The organism is Cupriavidus oxalaticus, from assembly GCF_004768545.1.
GTDB classification, from domain to species: domain Bacteria; phylum Pseudomonadota; class Gammaproteobacteria; order Burkholderiales; family Burkholderiaceae; genus Cupriavidus; species Cupriavidus oxalaticus_A.
In genome coordinates, this window is record NZ_CP038635.1 from 2,229,529 (window position 1) to 2,244,537 (window position 15,009).

Genomic DNA, 15,009 nt, shown 5'->3' on the forward strand with positions numbered 1-15,009 from the left:
CCCGCTCAGTCGAATCCCAATTCCTGCAGCTTGCGCGTAATGGTATTTCGCCCGATGCCCAGTCGCGTCGCGGCCTCGACCCTACGCCCGCGTGTGACACCCAGCGCGGCCTCCAGCACCGCCTTCTCGAACCGGCGTGTCAGCACATCCATGACCTCCGGCTGCCCGGCCTCGAGCATGGCGCGCGCTTCGCCGGCCAGCAGGTGCTCCCAGCCGGCGGCAGTGCCGGCCGGCGCGGCGCTGACAGCCGGCGCCGGCCGCACCACGGTCGCCGTATCCGCCTCCGCCACCGGCATGGCAAAGCCGCCGTAGTCGGCCAGCTCATGACCGGCTTCGTACTCGGCGGCACGCGCCTCGACCACGCGCTCGGGCCGCGGCGCATTGATCGGCTCGCTGACGCCAGCCTCCAGCATTTCGCGCGGCAGGTCCTTGACCTCGATGGTCTGCGCCGGTGCCATCACCGTCAGCCAGTTGCACAGGTTCTCGAGCTGGCGCACGTTGCCGGGGAACGGCAGCGTGCTGACATAGGCCAGCGCCTCGTCCGACATGCGCTTGGGCTCGACGCCCAGTTCCTTGGCGCTCTTCTGCAGGAAATGGCGCGCCAGCAGCGTGATGTCCTCGGGCCGTTCGCGCAGCGGCGGCAAGCGCAGCCGGATCACGTTCAGGCGGTGGAACAAGTCCTCGCGGAACAGGCCTTCCTTGACGCGCAGCTCCAGGTTCTGGTGCGTCGCGGCGATGACCCGCACATTGGCGCGCAACGGGTTGTGGCCGCCGACGCGATAGAAGTTGCCGTCGGACAGCACGCGCAGCAGGCGGGTCTGCAAATCGAACGGCATGTCGCCGATTTCATCGAGGAACAGCGTGCCGCCCTCGGCCTGTTCGAAGCGGCCGCGGCGCATGGTCTGCGCACCGGTGAAGGCGCCGCGCTCGTGGCCGAACAGTTCGGATTCGAGCAGGTCCTTGGGAATGGCCGCGGTATTGAGCGCGATGAACGGGCCGTTGGCACGCGGGCTGTGCTTGTGAAGCGCGCGCGCAACCAGTTCCTTGCCGGTGCCCGACTCGCCGGTGATCATCACCGTGACATTCGACTGCGACAGCCGCCCGATGGCGCGGAACACATCCTGCATCGCCGGCGCCTGGCCGAGGATCTCCGGCGCATCGACCAGCCGGTCGTCCATCTCCTCTTCGCGCAGGCTTTCTTCGAGCGCACGGCGGATCAGCTCGACCGCCTTGTCGACATCGAACGGCTTGGCCAGGTATTCGAAGGCGCCGCCCTGGAACGCCGCCACGGCGCTGTCCAGGTCCGAGTAGGCGGTCATCACGATGACCGGCAGCCCCGGATGCCGCGCCTTGATGGCCTGCAGCAGATCCAGCCCGGAGCCGCCGGGCATGCGGATATCGGAAATCAGCACCTGCGGCTGGTCTTCTTCCAGCGCGGCCAGCACGTCTCGCACATTGGTGAAGCTGCGCGAGAGCAGGCTTTCACGGGCAAGGGCCTTTTCCAGGACCCAGCGGATTGATTGATCGTCGTCGACTATCCAGATCGGCTTCATGTGCGTCGCTTGTCTGCTCGGTGTCATTTGGTCTTCCACATACCCGGCACTGCGGCGCGATCGCTCGCGGACAGCTAGTGCAACGGCAGCAGGATGCGGAAGTCGGTACAGCCCGGCCGGCTCTCGCATTCGATCAAGCCCTCGTGCTGCTGCACGAAGGTTTGAGCGAGTGTGAGACCGAGACCGCTGCCGCCATCCCTACCCGATACCAGCGGATAGAAAATGCGCTCGCGAATGTCTTCGGGGATTCCCGGGCCGTTGTCGATCACATGCAAGTCCAATGCCAGCTTGAACAGGCGCTTGGCGATGGTGACCTGGCGCGCCACGCGCGTGCGCAGCACGATCTGCGCATCGCCGCGCGCAATGCGGTCGGCCAGCGCCTGCGCGGCGTTGTGCACGATGTTGAGCACCGCCTGGATCAGCTGCTCCATGTCGCCCTGCAGCTCGGGCAGGCTGGCATCGTAGTCGCGCACGATATCGAGCCCGTTCGGGAATTCGGCCAGCACCACCGAGCGCACGCGCTCCAGCACCTCGTGGATATTCAGGCTCGATACGATATGCGGATGGCGGTGCGGCTCCAGCAGCCGGTCCACCAGCGTCTGCAGCCGGTCCGACTCCTTGATGATGACCTGCGTGTATTCGCGCAGCGAGCGCTCCGGCAGCTCGAACTCCAGCAGCTGCGCGGCGCCGCGGATGCCGCCAAGCGGGTTCTTGATCTCGTGCGCCAGGTTGCGGATCAGTTCCTTGTTGGCCGAGGTCAGGTCGAGGATGCGCTCCTCGCGGTCGCTGCGCACCTTCTGCTCGTTGGGGAGGATTTCCACCACCACGGTGTCGCCGGACGCTTCCAATGCGGCGATCACTACGTGCGCATGGATGGGTTCCTGCAGCGGCGGGTGCAGCACCAGGTCCTGCCGGCGCACGTCGAACTGGCGCGCGACCACGGTGTCGAGCATGCTGTGCAGCTCGTCCGAGTGGCCGAACAGGTCCGGCAGCGACAGCTCCACCATACCCCGGCGCGATACGCCGAAGGTCGCCTCGGCGGCGGGGTTGGCGTAGACCACGCGCAGGCCGGGCTGCCGCACCAGCAGCACCGGGTTGGCCACCACGTCGAGGCCGGCATGGAAGGCCACCACGCCCATGGGCAACACCTGGGCGCTGCCGCCCGATTGCACGAGGTCCGGCGCGGCGGTCTCGCCACGGGCGCTGTCGGCACCACCGACCTTGCGCGACACACCTCGAATCAGGCGACGCATAAGACTTAGTCCTTCAGGTTGCCAAGCTCGCGCCGCAGCGATGCCGCGTTGGCCTCGCTGCGCGCGATGTCGTCGCGCAGCGCCGCGGTGCGATCCAGGTATTTCTGATAGTTGCGCTCATTGCCCTGGCGCTCGGGCTGGCCGTTGTTGTATTCGGCGCGCAGCGTCTGCAGCTTGGCCTCTTCGCTCTGCAGTTCCTGCGTGAGCACGGTACGGCGCTCGCTGTCGCGGCTGCGCTGCGTGGCACTGTCCACGCGCGGGAAGCTGGCGTTGCCGGCCGTGGCAGCACCGCCCTTGGCCGCCGCCGGCGCCGGCGCGCTTCGCCCGCCCGGCACGGTCACCACATCGGGCAGGCTCAGCTTCTTGCATCCCTTGCCGGCGCTGCCGTTGCGATACTCGGGTACGCCATTGGGTCCGGTGCAAACGTAGACGTCGGAAGACGACTGCGCCTGCGACAGCCCGGCCCAGGCACCCAGTGTCAATGCCACGGCACTCACCAGAACAGGGAATCGAACACGAAATTGGTGCGGCGACGCGGCCCGGCTGGCCTTGCGCGAAGAAGCGTCCATGGACATGGCGTTAGGTGTGAACAGGGATGGATCGGGATGGGATCGGATTCCCCATTCTAGCGAGCAAAGCAAAAAGGGACAGCCGAAGCCGCCCCTTTCTGGTGCAACTGTTGCCCGGTCACAACCTGCGTCATTCCCGGGCAAGGGCCGCTTACAGCGAGTAGTACATCTCGAACTCGACCGGGTGCGTGGTCATGCGGAAACGCGTGACTTCTTCCATCTTCAGTTCGATGTACGCATCGATCATCGAGTTCGAGAACACGCCGCCGCGGGTCAGGAACTCGCGGTCGTTGTCCAGGTACTCCAGCGACTGGTCCAGGCTCGAGCAGACGGTCGGGATCTTTGCATCCTCTTCCGGCGGCAGGTCGTACAGGTTCTTGTCGGCGGCTTCGCCCGGGTGGATCTTGTTCATCACGCCGTCCAGGCCGGCCATCAGCAGCGCCGAGAAGCCCAGGTACGGGTTCATCAGCGGATCCGGGAAGCGGGTCTCGATGCGGCGGCCCTTCGGGTTGGCCACATACGGGATACGGATCGAAGCCGAACGGTTGCGGGCCGAGTAGGCCAGCTTGACCGGGGCTTCGAAGCCCGGCACCAGGCGCTTGTACGAGTTCGTGCCCGGGTTGGTGATGGCGTTCAGCGCGCGGGCGTGCTTGATGATGCCGCCGATGTAGTACAGCGCGAATTCCGACAGGCCGGCGTAGCCGTTGCCGGCGAACAGGTTCTGGCCGTCCTTCCACACGGACTGGTGCACGTGCATGCCCGAGCCGTTGTCGCCGACGACCGGCTTCGGCATGAACGTGGCGGTCTTGCCGTAGGTGTGAGCGACGTTCTGGATCACGTACTTCTGCAGCTGGGTCCAGTCGGCGCGCTGCACCAGCGTGCTGAACCTGGTGCCGATTTCGTTCTGGCCCTGGCCAGCCACTTCGTGGTGGTGGACTTCAACGGGGATGCCCAGCGATTCCAGGATCAGGCACATTTCCGAACGCATGTCCTGGAACGTGTCGATCGGGGCGACCGGGAAGTAGCCGCCCTTCTTGCCCGGACGGTGGCCGGCGTTGCCGTGCTCGAACTCCTTGCCCGACGACCACGGGGCTTCTTCGGAATGGATCTTCACGAAGCAGCCTTGCATGTCGACGTTCCAGGTCACACCGTCGAAGATGAAGAACTCGGGTTCCGGACCGAAGAAGGCGGTGTCGCCCAGGCCGGTGCTCTTCAGGTAGGCTTCGGCGCGCTTGGCGATCGAACGCGGGTCGCGGTCATAGCCCTTGCCATCCGACGGCTCGATCACGTCGCACGACAGCACCAGCGTCGGCTCTTCATAGAACGGGTCGATGTGAGCCGTGTTCGAATCCGGCATCAGCAGCATGTCCGAAGCCTCGATACCCTTCCAGCCGGCGATCGACGAGCCGTCGAAAGCGTGGCCGCTTTCGAACTTGTCTTCATCGAAGTGCGACACGGGCACGGACACGTGTTGCTCCTTGCCTTTGGTATCGGTGAAACGGAAGTCGACGAACTTGACGTCGTTTTCCTTCACCAGCTTCATCACGTCTGCAACGCTGTGGGCCATGCCAATCTCCTGGGTATTCGGCAAATGTCTGTGAAAGCCAATTCTTGGGCCTGTCGCCGGCGGCGCCGCTGCATGTCGCCGCGCTTGCCGACCTCGCCACGAAAGGACGGGGGAATGTTAGCAGAAAGCATGCCAAGCAAACGCCCCACTGCCTTTCCCGGCCCGAAAAATGTGCAACTCCGGCGAACCGCGCACCGTCGCGGGGTAGGCGCGATCCGGAGTGCCGTGCCAGAAAGCGCCGGGGTGGCGCACCATCGACATGCACACTCGGGTTCCGCCCACCAATAAAACACCACAATGGTGCAATGAGCAAGTAATCGCACCGCATTAGTGCGGTGGCACCAAAATCGGTCATTGCGTGCCCGGTCGTGATGCCATCCAGCCAGCGCGGTGCGTGTTACGGCCGCCGGGTTGCCGCGGCGCTATAGAATACCGGGTTACGGCCTTCGCGCCCTCAATTTCATCCATTTCATTTGTCACGCAGATGACCACCCGAGACGATCTTCTCCAGGCCGCCCAGCAGCGCCAGCAACAGAACCAGCTCCCGTACTTCGGCGCGCTGTCGCCGCAGGAAGCCTATGCCCTCCTGCAGAACGATCCCGCGGCGGTGCTGGTCGACGTGCGCACGCAGGCCGAGCTGGACTGGGTCGGCGGCGTCGATGTGCCCGACGCGCAGTTCGCCCATGTCGAATGGATGGCGTACCCGGGCGGCGCGCAGAACGCCCGCTTCATCGAGGAACTGAAGGCGCGCGTGCCGGCCGACGTGCCGGTGCTGTTCCTGTGCCGCAGCGCGGCGCGCTCCAAGCATGCCGCGCGCGTGGCGACCGAAGCCGGCTACCACTTCGCCATGGACGTGCTGGAAGGCTTCGAGGGCAATCGCGACGAGCATCACCACCGCAAGACGGTCGAAGGCTGGTGCGTGCGCGGCCTGCCGTGGCACGGCGCCTGAGCGCCGCCGCGCCGGAATGACGAAAGGGGCAGCGTAGGCTGCCCCCCCTTTTTGTTGGTCCGCTATTGCGAACGCTCAGGCCTGCGCCGATTCCCGCGCCGGCTGCTCGACGACTTCAAACCCCATCGCGCGCACCCCGTCCAGCAGCATGGCATAGGCGGGCGGCACCAGGTCGGCCGGCCCCTTGACGCCCAGGTCGATGTGCCGGCGTGCGAAGCGGTCGCCGCGCTGCACGTCGCCGACCGAAGGCAGGCTGAACACGCGGATGCCGGCAAAGGCGGCTTCTACTGTCTCCATCAGCGGGGTCAGCGTGGACTCGGGCGCCTCGAACACATAGAAGGCGCGTTCCTGGTGCTGCACCTGGTGGAACAGGTGCGCGTACTCATGGTCGAGCACCCACTCCATCATCGGCCATGCCATCACCGGGAAGCCGGGCATGAAGTGGTGATGTCCCACGGAGAAGCCCGGGATGCGGTTGTAGCTGTTGGGGATGATGCGCGCGCCTTCGGGAAACTCGCCCATCTTGAACCGGTGCTGGTTTTCCGGCTGGCTCAGGTCGGCCTTGACGGGATCGCCGCCTGCGGTCTCCGCAATGCGCAGCGCGATCTGCTCGCGCGCCTCGGGATGCAGCTGCAGCGGCACGCCCAGCGCCGCGGCCGCGCACTGGCGCGTATGGTCGTCAGGCGTTGCGCCGATGCCGCCGGTGCAGAACACCACGTCAGTGCCGGCGAAGGTGCGCTTGAGCGTGGCGGTGATGCGGCCGCGGTCGTCGCCGACATACTGCGCCCAGTCCAGCGCCAGGCCGCGCGCGCCCAGCAGTTCGATGGTGCGGCGCAGATGCTTGTCTTCGCGCCGCCCCGACAGAATCTCGTCGCCGATGATGATCAGGCCGAAACCCATGTTGCCCTCGCTTCAGGAATGTTCGATGCGCCGCACGTCGGAGGGCGCCAGGTCGATGATGTCGCCGCCCGCGGACGGACCGGTCGGCTGCTGTGCCGGCGGCGGTGCGCGATCTGCAGCACGTTCGGCGCGCAGCTGCGCCAGCGCGCGCAGGCAGAAGTGGCCGAACCACAGCGCCGAAAAGATAAAGATCAGCACGTACAGCCACAGCGTGCCCGCCAGCACGAACGGGAACAGGAAGATCACCGCCGCGGACGACACCCACAGCAGTGTCGGCGCCGAGCCCAGCAGACCCACCGCCACGCCGATCACCAGCAGCGGCGTGCGATGGCGCCGCATCAGCGTCTTGCGCTCTTCCGCGCTGGCGTGGTCGGACAGCGCGTCATAGGTCATCACCCGGTAGGTCAGCCAGCCCCACAGCACCGGCGGGATCAGCGCGAAGAACGGCGGCACCAGCCATAGCGGCAGCGTCACCAGCACCAGCAACAGGAATACGACGGTGCTGCCCAGGGACTGGAACACGCTGCCGAGCACGCTGCCGCCGTGGGCCTTGGACAAGTCCGGGTAGCTGCGCTCGAGGTGGCGCACCACGGCTGGCACCGAGAACACGCCGATAAACATCAGCATCGATGCGATCACCAGCGGCACCACCAGCGCGGCGACGAACAGCGGCGCCACCACGGCCCGCATCGATTGCAGGCTGAGCCAGTCCAGTGCGCTGTAGATCCAGCTGGTCAGCACCGAGGTTTCGAGAAAACCGCGCGTGGCGGTCATGATGGGATCCCAGCCCCACCAGAGCAGCCCGCCCCAGAAGAGCGTGGCCAGGACGAAAGGCAGCACGGTCAGCAGCAGCATGCGGGGATGCAGCTGGCTGACGAGCGCGCGGCCAAACGAGCGGAAGATATCGTTCATGCAGCGTGGGGCCGAGCGTGAATTCGGCGATTATGCAGTGGAAGGCGGAAACAGCCGGCATTCGAGCCGGCATTCGAGCCGGCGCCGGGGCCGGCGGCAAACCGGAACACTAGCATACGCCACTTGCCGCGGCCACGCGGACTGCCGCGCCGGCAGTAGAGGATCGCTTCAGCGCAGCCGCAGCAGGCGCTTGACGCCGTACCACTGGTGGGCGAGGAAGCCCGCCCCGTAGTCGTGGCCCTTGCCCAGCGGCGGCGGCAGCTGGTCGCGGATACCGGTGGGGTGATAGGTCGCGGTGAAGACCGCGGTGCCGAACAGCATGTCCCACCAGGGAAAGATCACGCCGTAGTTGCAGCCGCCCAGCCGTGCCGGGGCGCCGTCGGCTTCATGGCCGATGCCCACGGCATGGTGGGTGCGGTGGAAGCGCGGCGAGATCAGCAGGCGTTCGCCGATGGCGCCGAAATGCAGCCGCACATTGGCATGCTGCAGGCTCTGCAGCAGCTGCGACAGCGCCACCAGCAGCACATACTGCGACGGCTCGACACCCACGCCCAGTGCCACCAGCGCAAACACCAGGTCGCGCAGCATGTCGTCCAGCAGGTGGTTGCGGTTGTCGCTCCACAGCGTCATCTGGCGCTGGCTGTGGTGCACCGCATGCAAATGCCACCACCAGCGGAACGTATGCGACAGGCGGTGGTACCAGTAGTCGAGCAGGTCGAACAGCAGCAGGTAGACGAAGAAGCTGACCAGCGGCACCGAGGTCACGCCCGGCCACCAGTCCTCGACATTGACCCGGTGCCAGCCCATCAGGCGCAGATGCCCTTCGAGCGAATCCGTCAGCGGCGCCAGCAGGAAGAACATGGCGAGGCGGAACAGCCCGAGGCGGTGGATCGCCGTGTACAGCATGTCGGTGCGGATCGCCGCGCGGTCGGCCACCGGCTCGACCGGACGCCATTTTTCCAGCGGGCCCAGGATCAGGAACATCGCCGCGATCTGCACCAGCCCCACCAGCAGCCACTCGGTGCCGGTGAAGGCCTCTTCGGCATAGCGGCCAAACCCGAGGTCATAGACCACCGGCAGCACCACGTCCTGGAACAACGCGCCTTCGACCTGTCCGATCCAGCCGTTGAGCGACTCCCACATTACCGCCTGCCCTCCTGTTGACCGATGGCATGCCGGGCGATCCAGTCGCGGTAGGCCGGGTGCTCGCGCAGCGTCGCGAAGCAGAAGCCCTTGCGCTCCAGCCCGGACAGCAGCGGCTCCAGCACGCCCGGCGCCCACGGGTCCTTGCGCGACCAGATGCCCAGGTGCGCCATGGTGATGTCGCCATCGCGCAGCTTGTCGAGCGCGCGCTCGAGCAGCATGGCATTCGGGTAGCGGTCCGACGCCAGCTCATCGCCCAGGAAGCCGGCCGGCGCCCAGCCGACATGGCGGAAGCCGCACTGCTCGGCCCATTGCAGCGTCTGCGGCGCGGTGCGGCCGCCCGGGGCGCGCCAGATCGGCATCATCTCGGCACCGGTCATGTCACGGAAGGCGTCGGCGCTGCGGCGCAGTTCGCGGCAGAATCCGGCAGCATCCATCACCGTGTCCTTGCCGGCCTGCGCGCCGAACTGCGGCCGCATGGTCACCTGGCCCGCACGCACGCCGCGCAGGTAGACATGGTCGAAGGTGTGCGTGCCGAAGGCATGGCCATCAGCGGCCAACGCCTTCCAGTACGGCGCCCATGACGGGTCGAGCGAGCTGTCCTGCCGCACCGTGGGTTCATTGGCCAGGAAGAAGGTCGCGCGGATCCTGTGGCGGCGCAGCGCGTCGGCGATCAGCTGGGCCTGGCTCATGCTGCCGGTATCGAAGGTCAGGTAGAGCGTGCCGGCCGGGCAGGCTTTTGCCGCGGCCCCGGTTGCATCCGCCGCATGCAGCGCAGAGGGCAAGGCGCAGGCAAGCGCGAGCCCGGCCAGCATCCTGCCGAATCGTCTGAATCGTCCCAGGCGTCCGAACCGTCCGAAACGCGAAGCCCTGGTATCGCGCATGATCCTGCCCCGCCCCGTCTAGTACAGCGGCGCGCGCGTGCGGAAGTAGATGCCGTGCGGCGAGCGGCCGACGCGAACGGTCTTGACCAGCTTGCGGCTCGGCACGTCGATCAGCCCGACCGAGCGCGCCCAGCGGAACGTCACCCACAAGGTCTTGCCGTCGGCGGTCAGCTCCATGTCGTCCGGCCCGGGTGCCAGACCCGTGATGTCGCCGATCTTGGCCAGCGTCTGCTGGTCGATGATGCTGATGCTTCCGGTCACGCGATTGCTCAGGAACAGGTGGCGCTTGTCGCCCACCGCGCGGAAGTTATGCGCGCCCTTGCCGGTCTGGATCTGCTTGACCACGGTGCGGGTGCGCCAGTCGATCACGGCAATATAGTCCGCACCGGTCATGCCGACCAGCAGGTATTTCTGGTCCGGCGTCAGCCAGATGCCGGCCGGCGCGGAGCCGGCCTCCATGCGCCACAACACGTTCTGCGTGATCAGGTCGATCGCCACGACTTCATTCGAGTCCTGCAGCGTGATAAAGGCGATGCGGCTGTCGGCGGTAAAGGCGATATGGCTTGGCGTCTTGGCCAGCGGGTATTGCTTGGCCAGCTTCAGCGCCTTGCCGTCCCAGCGGTAGACATCGACCCGGTCGAGCCGGTTGCCGGTGGCGACAAACCACTTCTGGTCGGGCGAAAAGCCGATCTGGTAGGGGTCGTCGATATTGGGAACACGCTGCTGCACCTTGCCGGTCGCCGGGTCCAGGAACACCAGGTCATTGCCGACCGCGTTGGCGACGATCAGCGACTTTTCATCGGGCGTCGCGATCAGGTGGTGCGGCTCCTTGCCGATCGGAAAGGTCTCCAGCACCTTCTGCGTATCCTTGTCGATCAGCGTGACGGTTGCATCACCCGAATTGAGGATCACCACCACTTCCGCCGATGCCGGCGCGGCCATCAGGCCCAGCGCGAGCGCGCCCACCGTGATCCTACCAGCCACCAACCGACGCAATGCAAACATAAGACCCGCTACAAGAAGAACTGAATCGGCGATTCTAACGTTTGGGCGGCTAATTCCGCTGACGTCGCGGCTGACGGCGAACAAGAATTTGGCAGATTGTTGCGCCGGCACGACCATTTGCGGCCGTACCGGCGCCCGAGCCTCAGCGCTGCATCGATTCCCAAACCTTCTGCAGCCGCTTCACCGACATTGGCACCGGCGTGCGCAGCTCCTGCGCGAACAGCGCGATGCGCAGCTCCTCCAGCATCCAGCGGAACTCTTCCAGCCGCGCGTCCTCGCCGCCACGGCCTTGCGTGCGCAGTTGCTTTTCGGCGCGCTGCCATTGCTGCAGCAGCGGCGCCATCTCCTGAATGCGCTGGGTATCGCGCGCCGGATCGCCCTTGAGCTTGTCGATGCGCATGGCGATGCCCTTCAGGTAGCGCGGGAAGTGGACCAGTTGCGTGTACGGCGTCTCATCGATAAAGCGCTTGCCCACCAGCCGGCCGAGCTGCGCTTCCATGTCGGCGTAGGCGGCGGCGAACGGCTTGGCCTGCAGCAGCTTGCGCGGCAGCCCGGCGTATTCGGCAAGGATCGCGCCGGCAAGCCGTGCGATCTCCTGCGCCAGCAGCGACAGCCGCGTGCGGCCCTCGTCCTTGCGGGCGTTGAACTCTGCCTCGTTGCGCGGCAGCGGCGACTGCATGCAGGCGCGTTCCAGCGCCAGCATCACGATCTGGTCGCGCAGCATTTCCTGCGTACCCAGCGTCATGTACTGCATCGCCATCTGCTGCAGCCCGGGGATGTTCTTCTCGATGAACTTGACCTGCTCGCGCAGTTGCAGCGCGAACAGCCGGCGCAGCCCCAGGTGGTGGATGCGCGCGGCTTCCTGCGGATCGTCGAAGACCTCGACGTCGCAGTGCGTGCCGCGGTCGACCAGCGCCGGGTAGCCGAACAGCGTCTGGCTGCCCTTGCGGATCTCCAGCAGCTCGGGCAGCTCGCCGAAGGTCCAGCCGGTCAGGTTCTCGTACTGGCCGGGCTCGGCCGCCGGCAGCTGCGCGGCCTGGTCGGGCGAGCCGGCTTGCGCGGCCGCCTGCGCTGCAACGCGCTGGAACGACTGCTGCGCCTGGCCGCCCAGCTCGGCGCGCAGTTGCGCCAGGTTGCGGCCCATGTCGAGCTGGCGGCCGTGCTCGTCGATGACCTTGAAGTTCATCGCATGGTGTGCCGGCAGCGTTTCCAGCTTGAAGTCGGCGCGCTTGACCATGGTGCCGGTCTCGCCGCGGATATCGGCGATCAGCACGTCCAGCAGCTCGCCCTCGCCGAACCGCTGGCGCGAGACAAAGCCGGCGGCAAAGTCCGGCAATGGAACGCAATGGCGGCGCAGCTTCTGCGGCAGCGACTTCAGCAGCAGGTGGACCTTTTCCTTGATCATGCCGGGGACCAGCCAGTCGGCACGCTCCTGCCGCACCTGGTTGAGCGCGTACAACGGCACGGTCAGCGTCACGCCGTCGCGGTGGCTGCCGGGCTCGAAGTGGTACGTCAGCCCCATGTCCACCCCAGCCACGTTCATGGTCTTGGGAAACAGGTCGGTGGTGATGCCGGCCGCCTCGTGCCGCATCAGCTCGTCGCGGTTGAGGTAGAGCAGCTTGCGGTCCTTGGCGCTTTCGGCCTGGTACCACTGTTCGAAGGTGGTCTGCTGGTTGATCTCCGCCGGGATGGCGCGATCGTAGAAGGCGTAGATCAGCTCGTCGTCGACCAGCACGTCCTGCCGGCGCGACTTGTGCTCCAGGTTTTCGATCTCCCGCACCAGGCGCTGGTTGTGCGCGAAGAACGGCAGGCGCGTATCGAATTCGCCCTCGACCAGCGCGCGGCGGATAAAGAGCTCGCGCGCTTCCTGCGGGTTCATCGGCCCGTAGTGGACGCGGCGGTGCTGGTAGACCACCAGGCCGTACAGCGTGGCCCGTTCCAGCGCCAACACCTGGCCGGCCTTCTTTTCCCAGTGCGGATCGCTCCAGCTCACCTTGAGCAGGTGGCCGCCGATCTGCTCCAGCCATTCCGGCTCGATCCGCGCCAGCGTGCGCGCGAACAGGCGGCTGGTCTCGACCAGCTCGGCCGCCACGATCCAGCGGCCGACCTTGCGCGCGATCAGCGAGCCCGGCCACAGGTGGAACTTGATGCCACGCGCGCCCAGGTACTCGCGGCCCTTGCCGTCGCCGTCCTCGATACGCACGCCGACGTTGCCGAGCAGGCCAGTCAGCAGCGCCTTGTGCACCTGCTCGTAGGTCGGCTCGCTTTCGTTCAGGCGCCAGCCCTGCTCGGTCACCGTGGTCAGCAGCTGCGAATGCACGTCGCGCCATTCGCGCAGGCGCAGGTGCGACAGGAAGCTGGCGCGGCACTGGTCCTGCAGCTGGCGGTTCGACTTCTTGTGCGTGACCGCCTCCTCGAACCACTTCCACAGCTTGACCCAGCCCAGGAACTCGGACCTCTCGTCCATGAACTTGCGGTGCGCCTGGTCGGCGGCTTCCTGCGCCTCCTGCGGGCGGTCGCGCGGGTCCTGCACCGACAGCGCGCTGGCGATGATCAGCACCTCGCGCAGGCACTGGTGCTCGCGCGCGGCCAGGATCATGCGGCCCACGCGCGGGTCCAGCGGCAGCTTGGCCAGCTGCCGCCCCGTCGGCGTGAGCTGGTTGCCGTCGTCGACCGCGCCCAGCTCCTGCAGCAGCTGGTAGCCGTCGGCGACCGCGCGGCCCAGCGGCGGTTCGATAAACGGGAACGACTCGATATCGGTCAGCCGCAGCGCCTTCATGCGCAGGATCACCGCCGCCAGCGACGAGCGCAGGATTTCCGGATCGGTAAAGCGCGGGCGACCGGTGAAATCCGACTCTTCGTACAGCCGGATGCACACGCCGTTGGCCACGCGGCCGCAACGGCCGGCGCGCTGGTTGGCGGCGGCCTGCGAGATCGACTCGACCTGCAGCTGTTCGACCTTGTTGCGGTACGAATAGCGCTTGACGCGCGCCATCCCGGTATCGACCACGTAGCGGATGCCCGGCACCGTCAGCGAAGTTTCGGCGACGTTGGTCGCCAGCACGATGCGGCGCGTGTTGGACGGCTTGAACACCCGCTCCTGCTCCTGCACCGACAGCCGCGCGAACAGCGGCAGGATCTCGGTATGCGGCGGATGGTGCTTGCGCAGCGCCTCGGCGGCCTCGCGGATCTCGCGCTCGCCCGGCAGGAACACCAGCACGTCGCCCGGGCCGACGCGGCACAGCTCATCGACGGCATCGACGATGCCGTCGTACAGGTCGCGCTCGCGCGCCTGCGCGCTGCGCGGCGCGGCGCCCGGCGGCGCGTCGTCGGTAACCGGGCGGTAGCGCACTTCCACGGGGTACAGCCGGCCGCTGACCTCGATCACCGGCGCGGGCTTGCCGTTGAGCGTGAAATGCTCGGCAAAGCGCTGCGCATCGATGGTGGCCGAGGTGATGATCACCTTCAGGTCAGGCCGCTTCGGCAAGATCTGGCGCAGGTAGCCGATCAGGAAGTCGATGTTCAGGCTGCGCTCGTGCGCCTCGTCGATGATGAGGGTGTCGTAGGCGCGCAGCAGCGGGTCGTTCTGCGTCTCGGCCAGCAGGATGCCGTCGGTCATCAGCTTGACCGACGCGCCCGCCGACATGGTGTCGTTGAAGCGCACCTGGTAGCCGACATGCTCGCCCACCGGCGACCCCAGCTCCTGCGCGATGCGCTTGGCGGTGGAGGTGGCGGCGATGCGGCGCGGCTGGGTGTGGCCGATCAGCCCCCCGCCCTCGCGCCCCGGCCCGCGCCCGATAGACAGGCAGATCTTGGGCAGCTGCGTGGTCTTGCCCGAGCCGGTCTCGCCCGACACGATCACGACCTGGTTGGCCAGCAGCGCCGCGGCGATCTCGTCGCGGCGGGCTGAGACCGGCAGGGCCTCGGGGAACGTGATCGGCGGCAGCGGGTTGACCGCGCGCGGTGGCTGTGGCGCACGCGGCGCGCGCTCCTGGCGCAAGCCTCGCGGCTGGCGCTGGCCGGATGCGTCGGCCGGACGGGCGGCAGCGGGGTCCGGGCGTCCGGCCGGCGGCCGGACCGGGCGCTGGGCCTGCCCTCGGGTCTGCCCCGCGGTCTGGCCCGCGGTCTGGCCCGCGGTCTGCCCTTTAGGCGGCCGGGACGGATTGGATGGCGTGGACTGGCCGGCACCGGCCGGCGTCTGCGGGGCGGCGGGTTGACCTGGCCTGGCGGGCTTTACAGCCTTGAAGGGGCGTTGTTCTGACATTGGCCGGGAT

At 67.1% G+C, this 15,009-nt stretch carries 11 protein-coding genes; 1 reads left to right on the plus strand and 10 read right to left on the minus strand.

Going from position 1 to position 15,009, the window contains the following annotated elements; all coding sequences use genetic code 11:
• Positions 1-5 precede the first annotated feature (5 nt).
• From ntrC to E0W60_RS21165, 4 genes are all read right to left on the minus strand, one after another.
• Entirely contained in the window at positions 6-1,553 is a 1,548-nt protein-coding gene (ntrC, locus tag E0W60_RS21150) for a nitrogen regulation protein NR(I) (protein ID WP_133096508.1), read from the minus strand.
• Between the two features lie 74 nt (positions 1,554-1,627).
• Positions 1,628-2,806 (minus strand): nitrogen regulation protein NR(II), encoded by a 1,179-nt coding sequence (gene glnL / locus E0W60_RS21155; protein ID WP_133096509.1) that lies wholly within the window; start codon positions 2,804-2,806, stop codon positions 1,628-1,630.
• A 5-nt stretch (positions 2,807-2,811) separates the two neighbouring features.
• Positions 2,812-3,375 carry a DUF4124 domain-containing protein gene (locus tag E0W60_RS21160; RefSeq protein WP_135705494.1) on the minus strand — a complete coding sequence of 188 codons (564 nt, stop codon included), beginning with the start codon at positions 3,373-3,375 and terminating at the stop codon, positions 2,812-2,814.
• A 151-nt stretch (positions 3,376-3,526) separates the two neighbouring features.
• Entirely contained in the window at positions 3,527-4,942 is a 1,416-nt protein-coding gene (locus E0W60_RS21165) for a 3-hydroxylaminophenol mutase (protein ID WP_116320415.1), read from the minus strand.
• Between the two features lie 484 nt (positions 4,943-5,426).
• Between E0W60_RS21165 and E0W60_RS21170 the strand changes: the two genes are divergently transcribed.
• Positions 5,427-5,891 (plus strand): rhodanese-like domain-containing protein, encoded by a 465-nt coding sequence (locus tag E0W60_RS21170; protein ID WP_133096511.1) that lies wholly within the window; start codon positions 5,427-5,429, stop codon positions 5,889-5,891.
• Positions 5,892-5,966: 75 nt separating this feature from the next.
• Here the strand turns inward: E0W60_RS21170 and E0W60_RS21175 are convergent, their stop codons facing one another.
• The 6 genes from E0W60_RS21175 to hrpA form a co-directional block, all read right to left on the minus strand.
• Complete coding sequence (locus E0W60_RS21175; protein WP_135705495.1) at positions 5,967-6,791, minus strand: competence/damage-inducible protein A; 825 nt, start codon at positions 6,789-6,791, stop codon at positions 5,967-5,969.
• Between the two features lie 12 nt (positions 6,792-6,803).
• Positions 6,804-7,703 carry an EI24 domain-containing protein gene (locus E0W60_RS21180; RefSeq protein WP_135705496.1) on the minus strand — a complete coding sequence of 300 codons (900 nt, stop codon included), beginning with the start codon at positions 7,701-7,703 and terminating at the stop codon, positions 6,804-6,806.
• A 168-nt stretch (positions 7,704-7,871) separates the two neighbouring features.
• Complete coding sequence (locus E0W60_RS21185) at positions 7,872-8,846, minus strand: sterol desaturase family protein (RefSeq protein WP_135705497.1); 975 nt, start codon at positions 8,844-8,846, stop codon at positions 7,872-7,874.
• Positions 8,846-9,730 (minus strand): polysaccharide deacetylase family protein, encoded by an 885-nt coding sequence (locus E0W60_RS21190; protein WP_135705498.1) that lies wholly within the window; start codon positions 9,728-9,730, stop codon positions 8,846-8,848. Before E0W60_RS21190 ends, E0W60_RS21185 begins: the two co-directional genes overlap by 1 nt.
• 18 nt (positions 9,731-9,748) lie before the next feature.
• Positions 9,749-10,735, minus strand: coding sequence for a beta-propeller fold lactonase family protein (locus E0W60_RS21195; protein WP_135705499.1), 987 nt, complete (start codon positions 10,733-10,735; stop codon positions 9,749-9,751).
• Between the two features lie 142 nt (positions 10,736-10,877).
• On the minus strand, positions 10,878-14,999 hold the full coding sequence (hrpA, locus tag E0W60_RS21200; protein WP_135705500.1) for an ATP-dependent RNA helicase HrpA: 4,122 nt from the start codon (positions 14,997-14,999) through the stop codon (positions 10,878-10,880).
• Positions 15,000-15,009 lie beyond the last annotated feature (10 nt).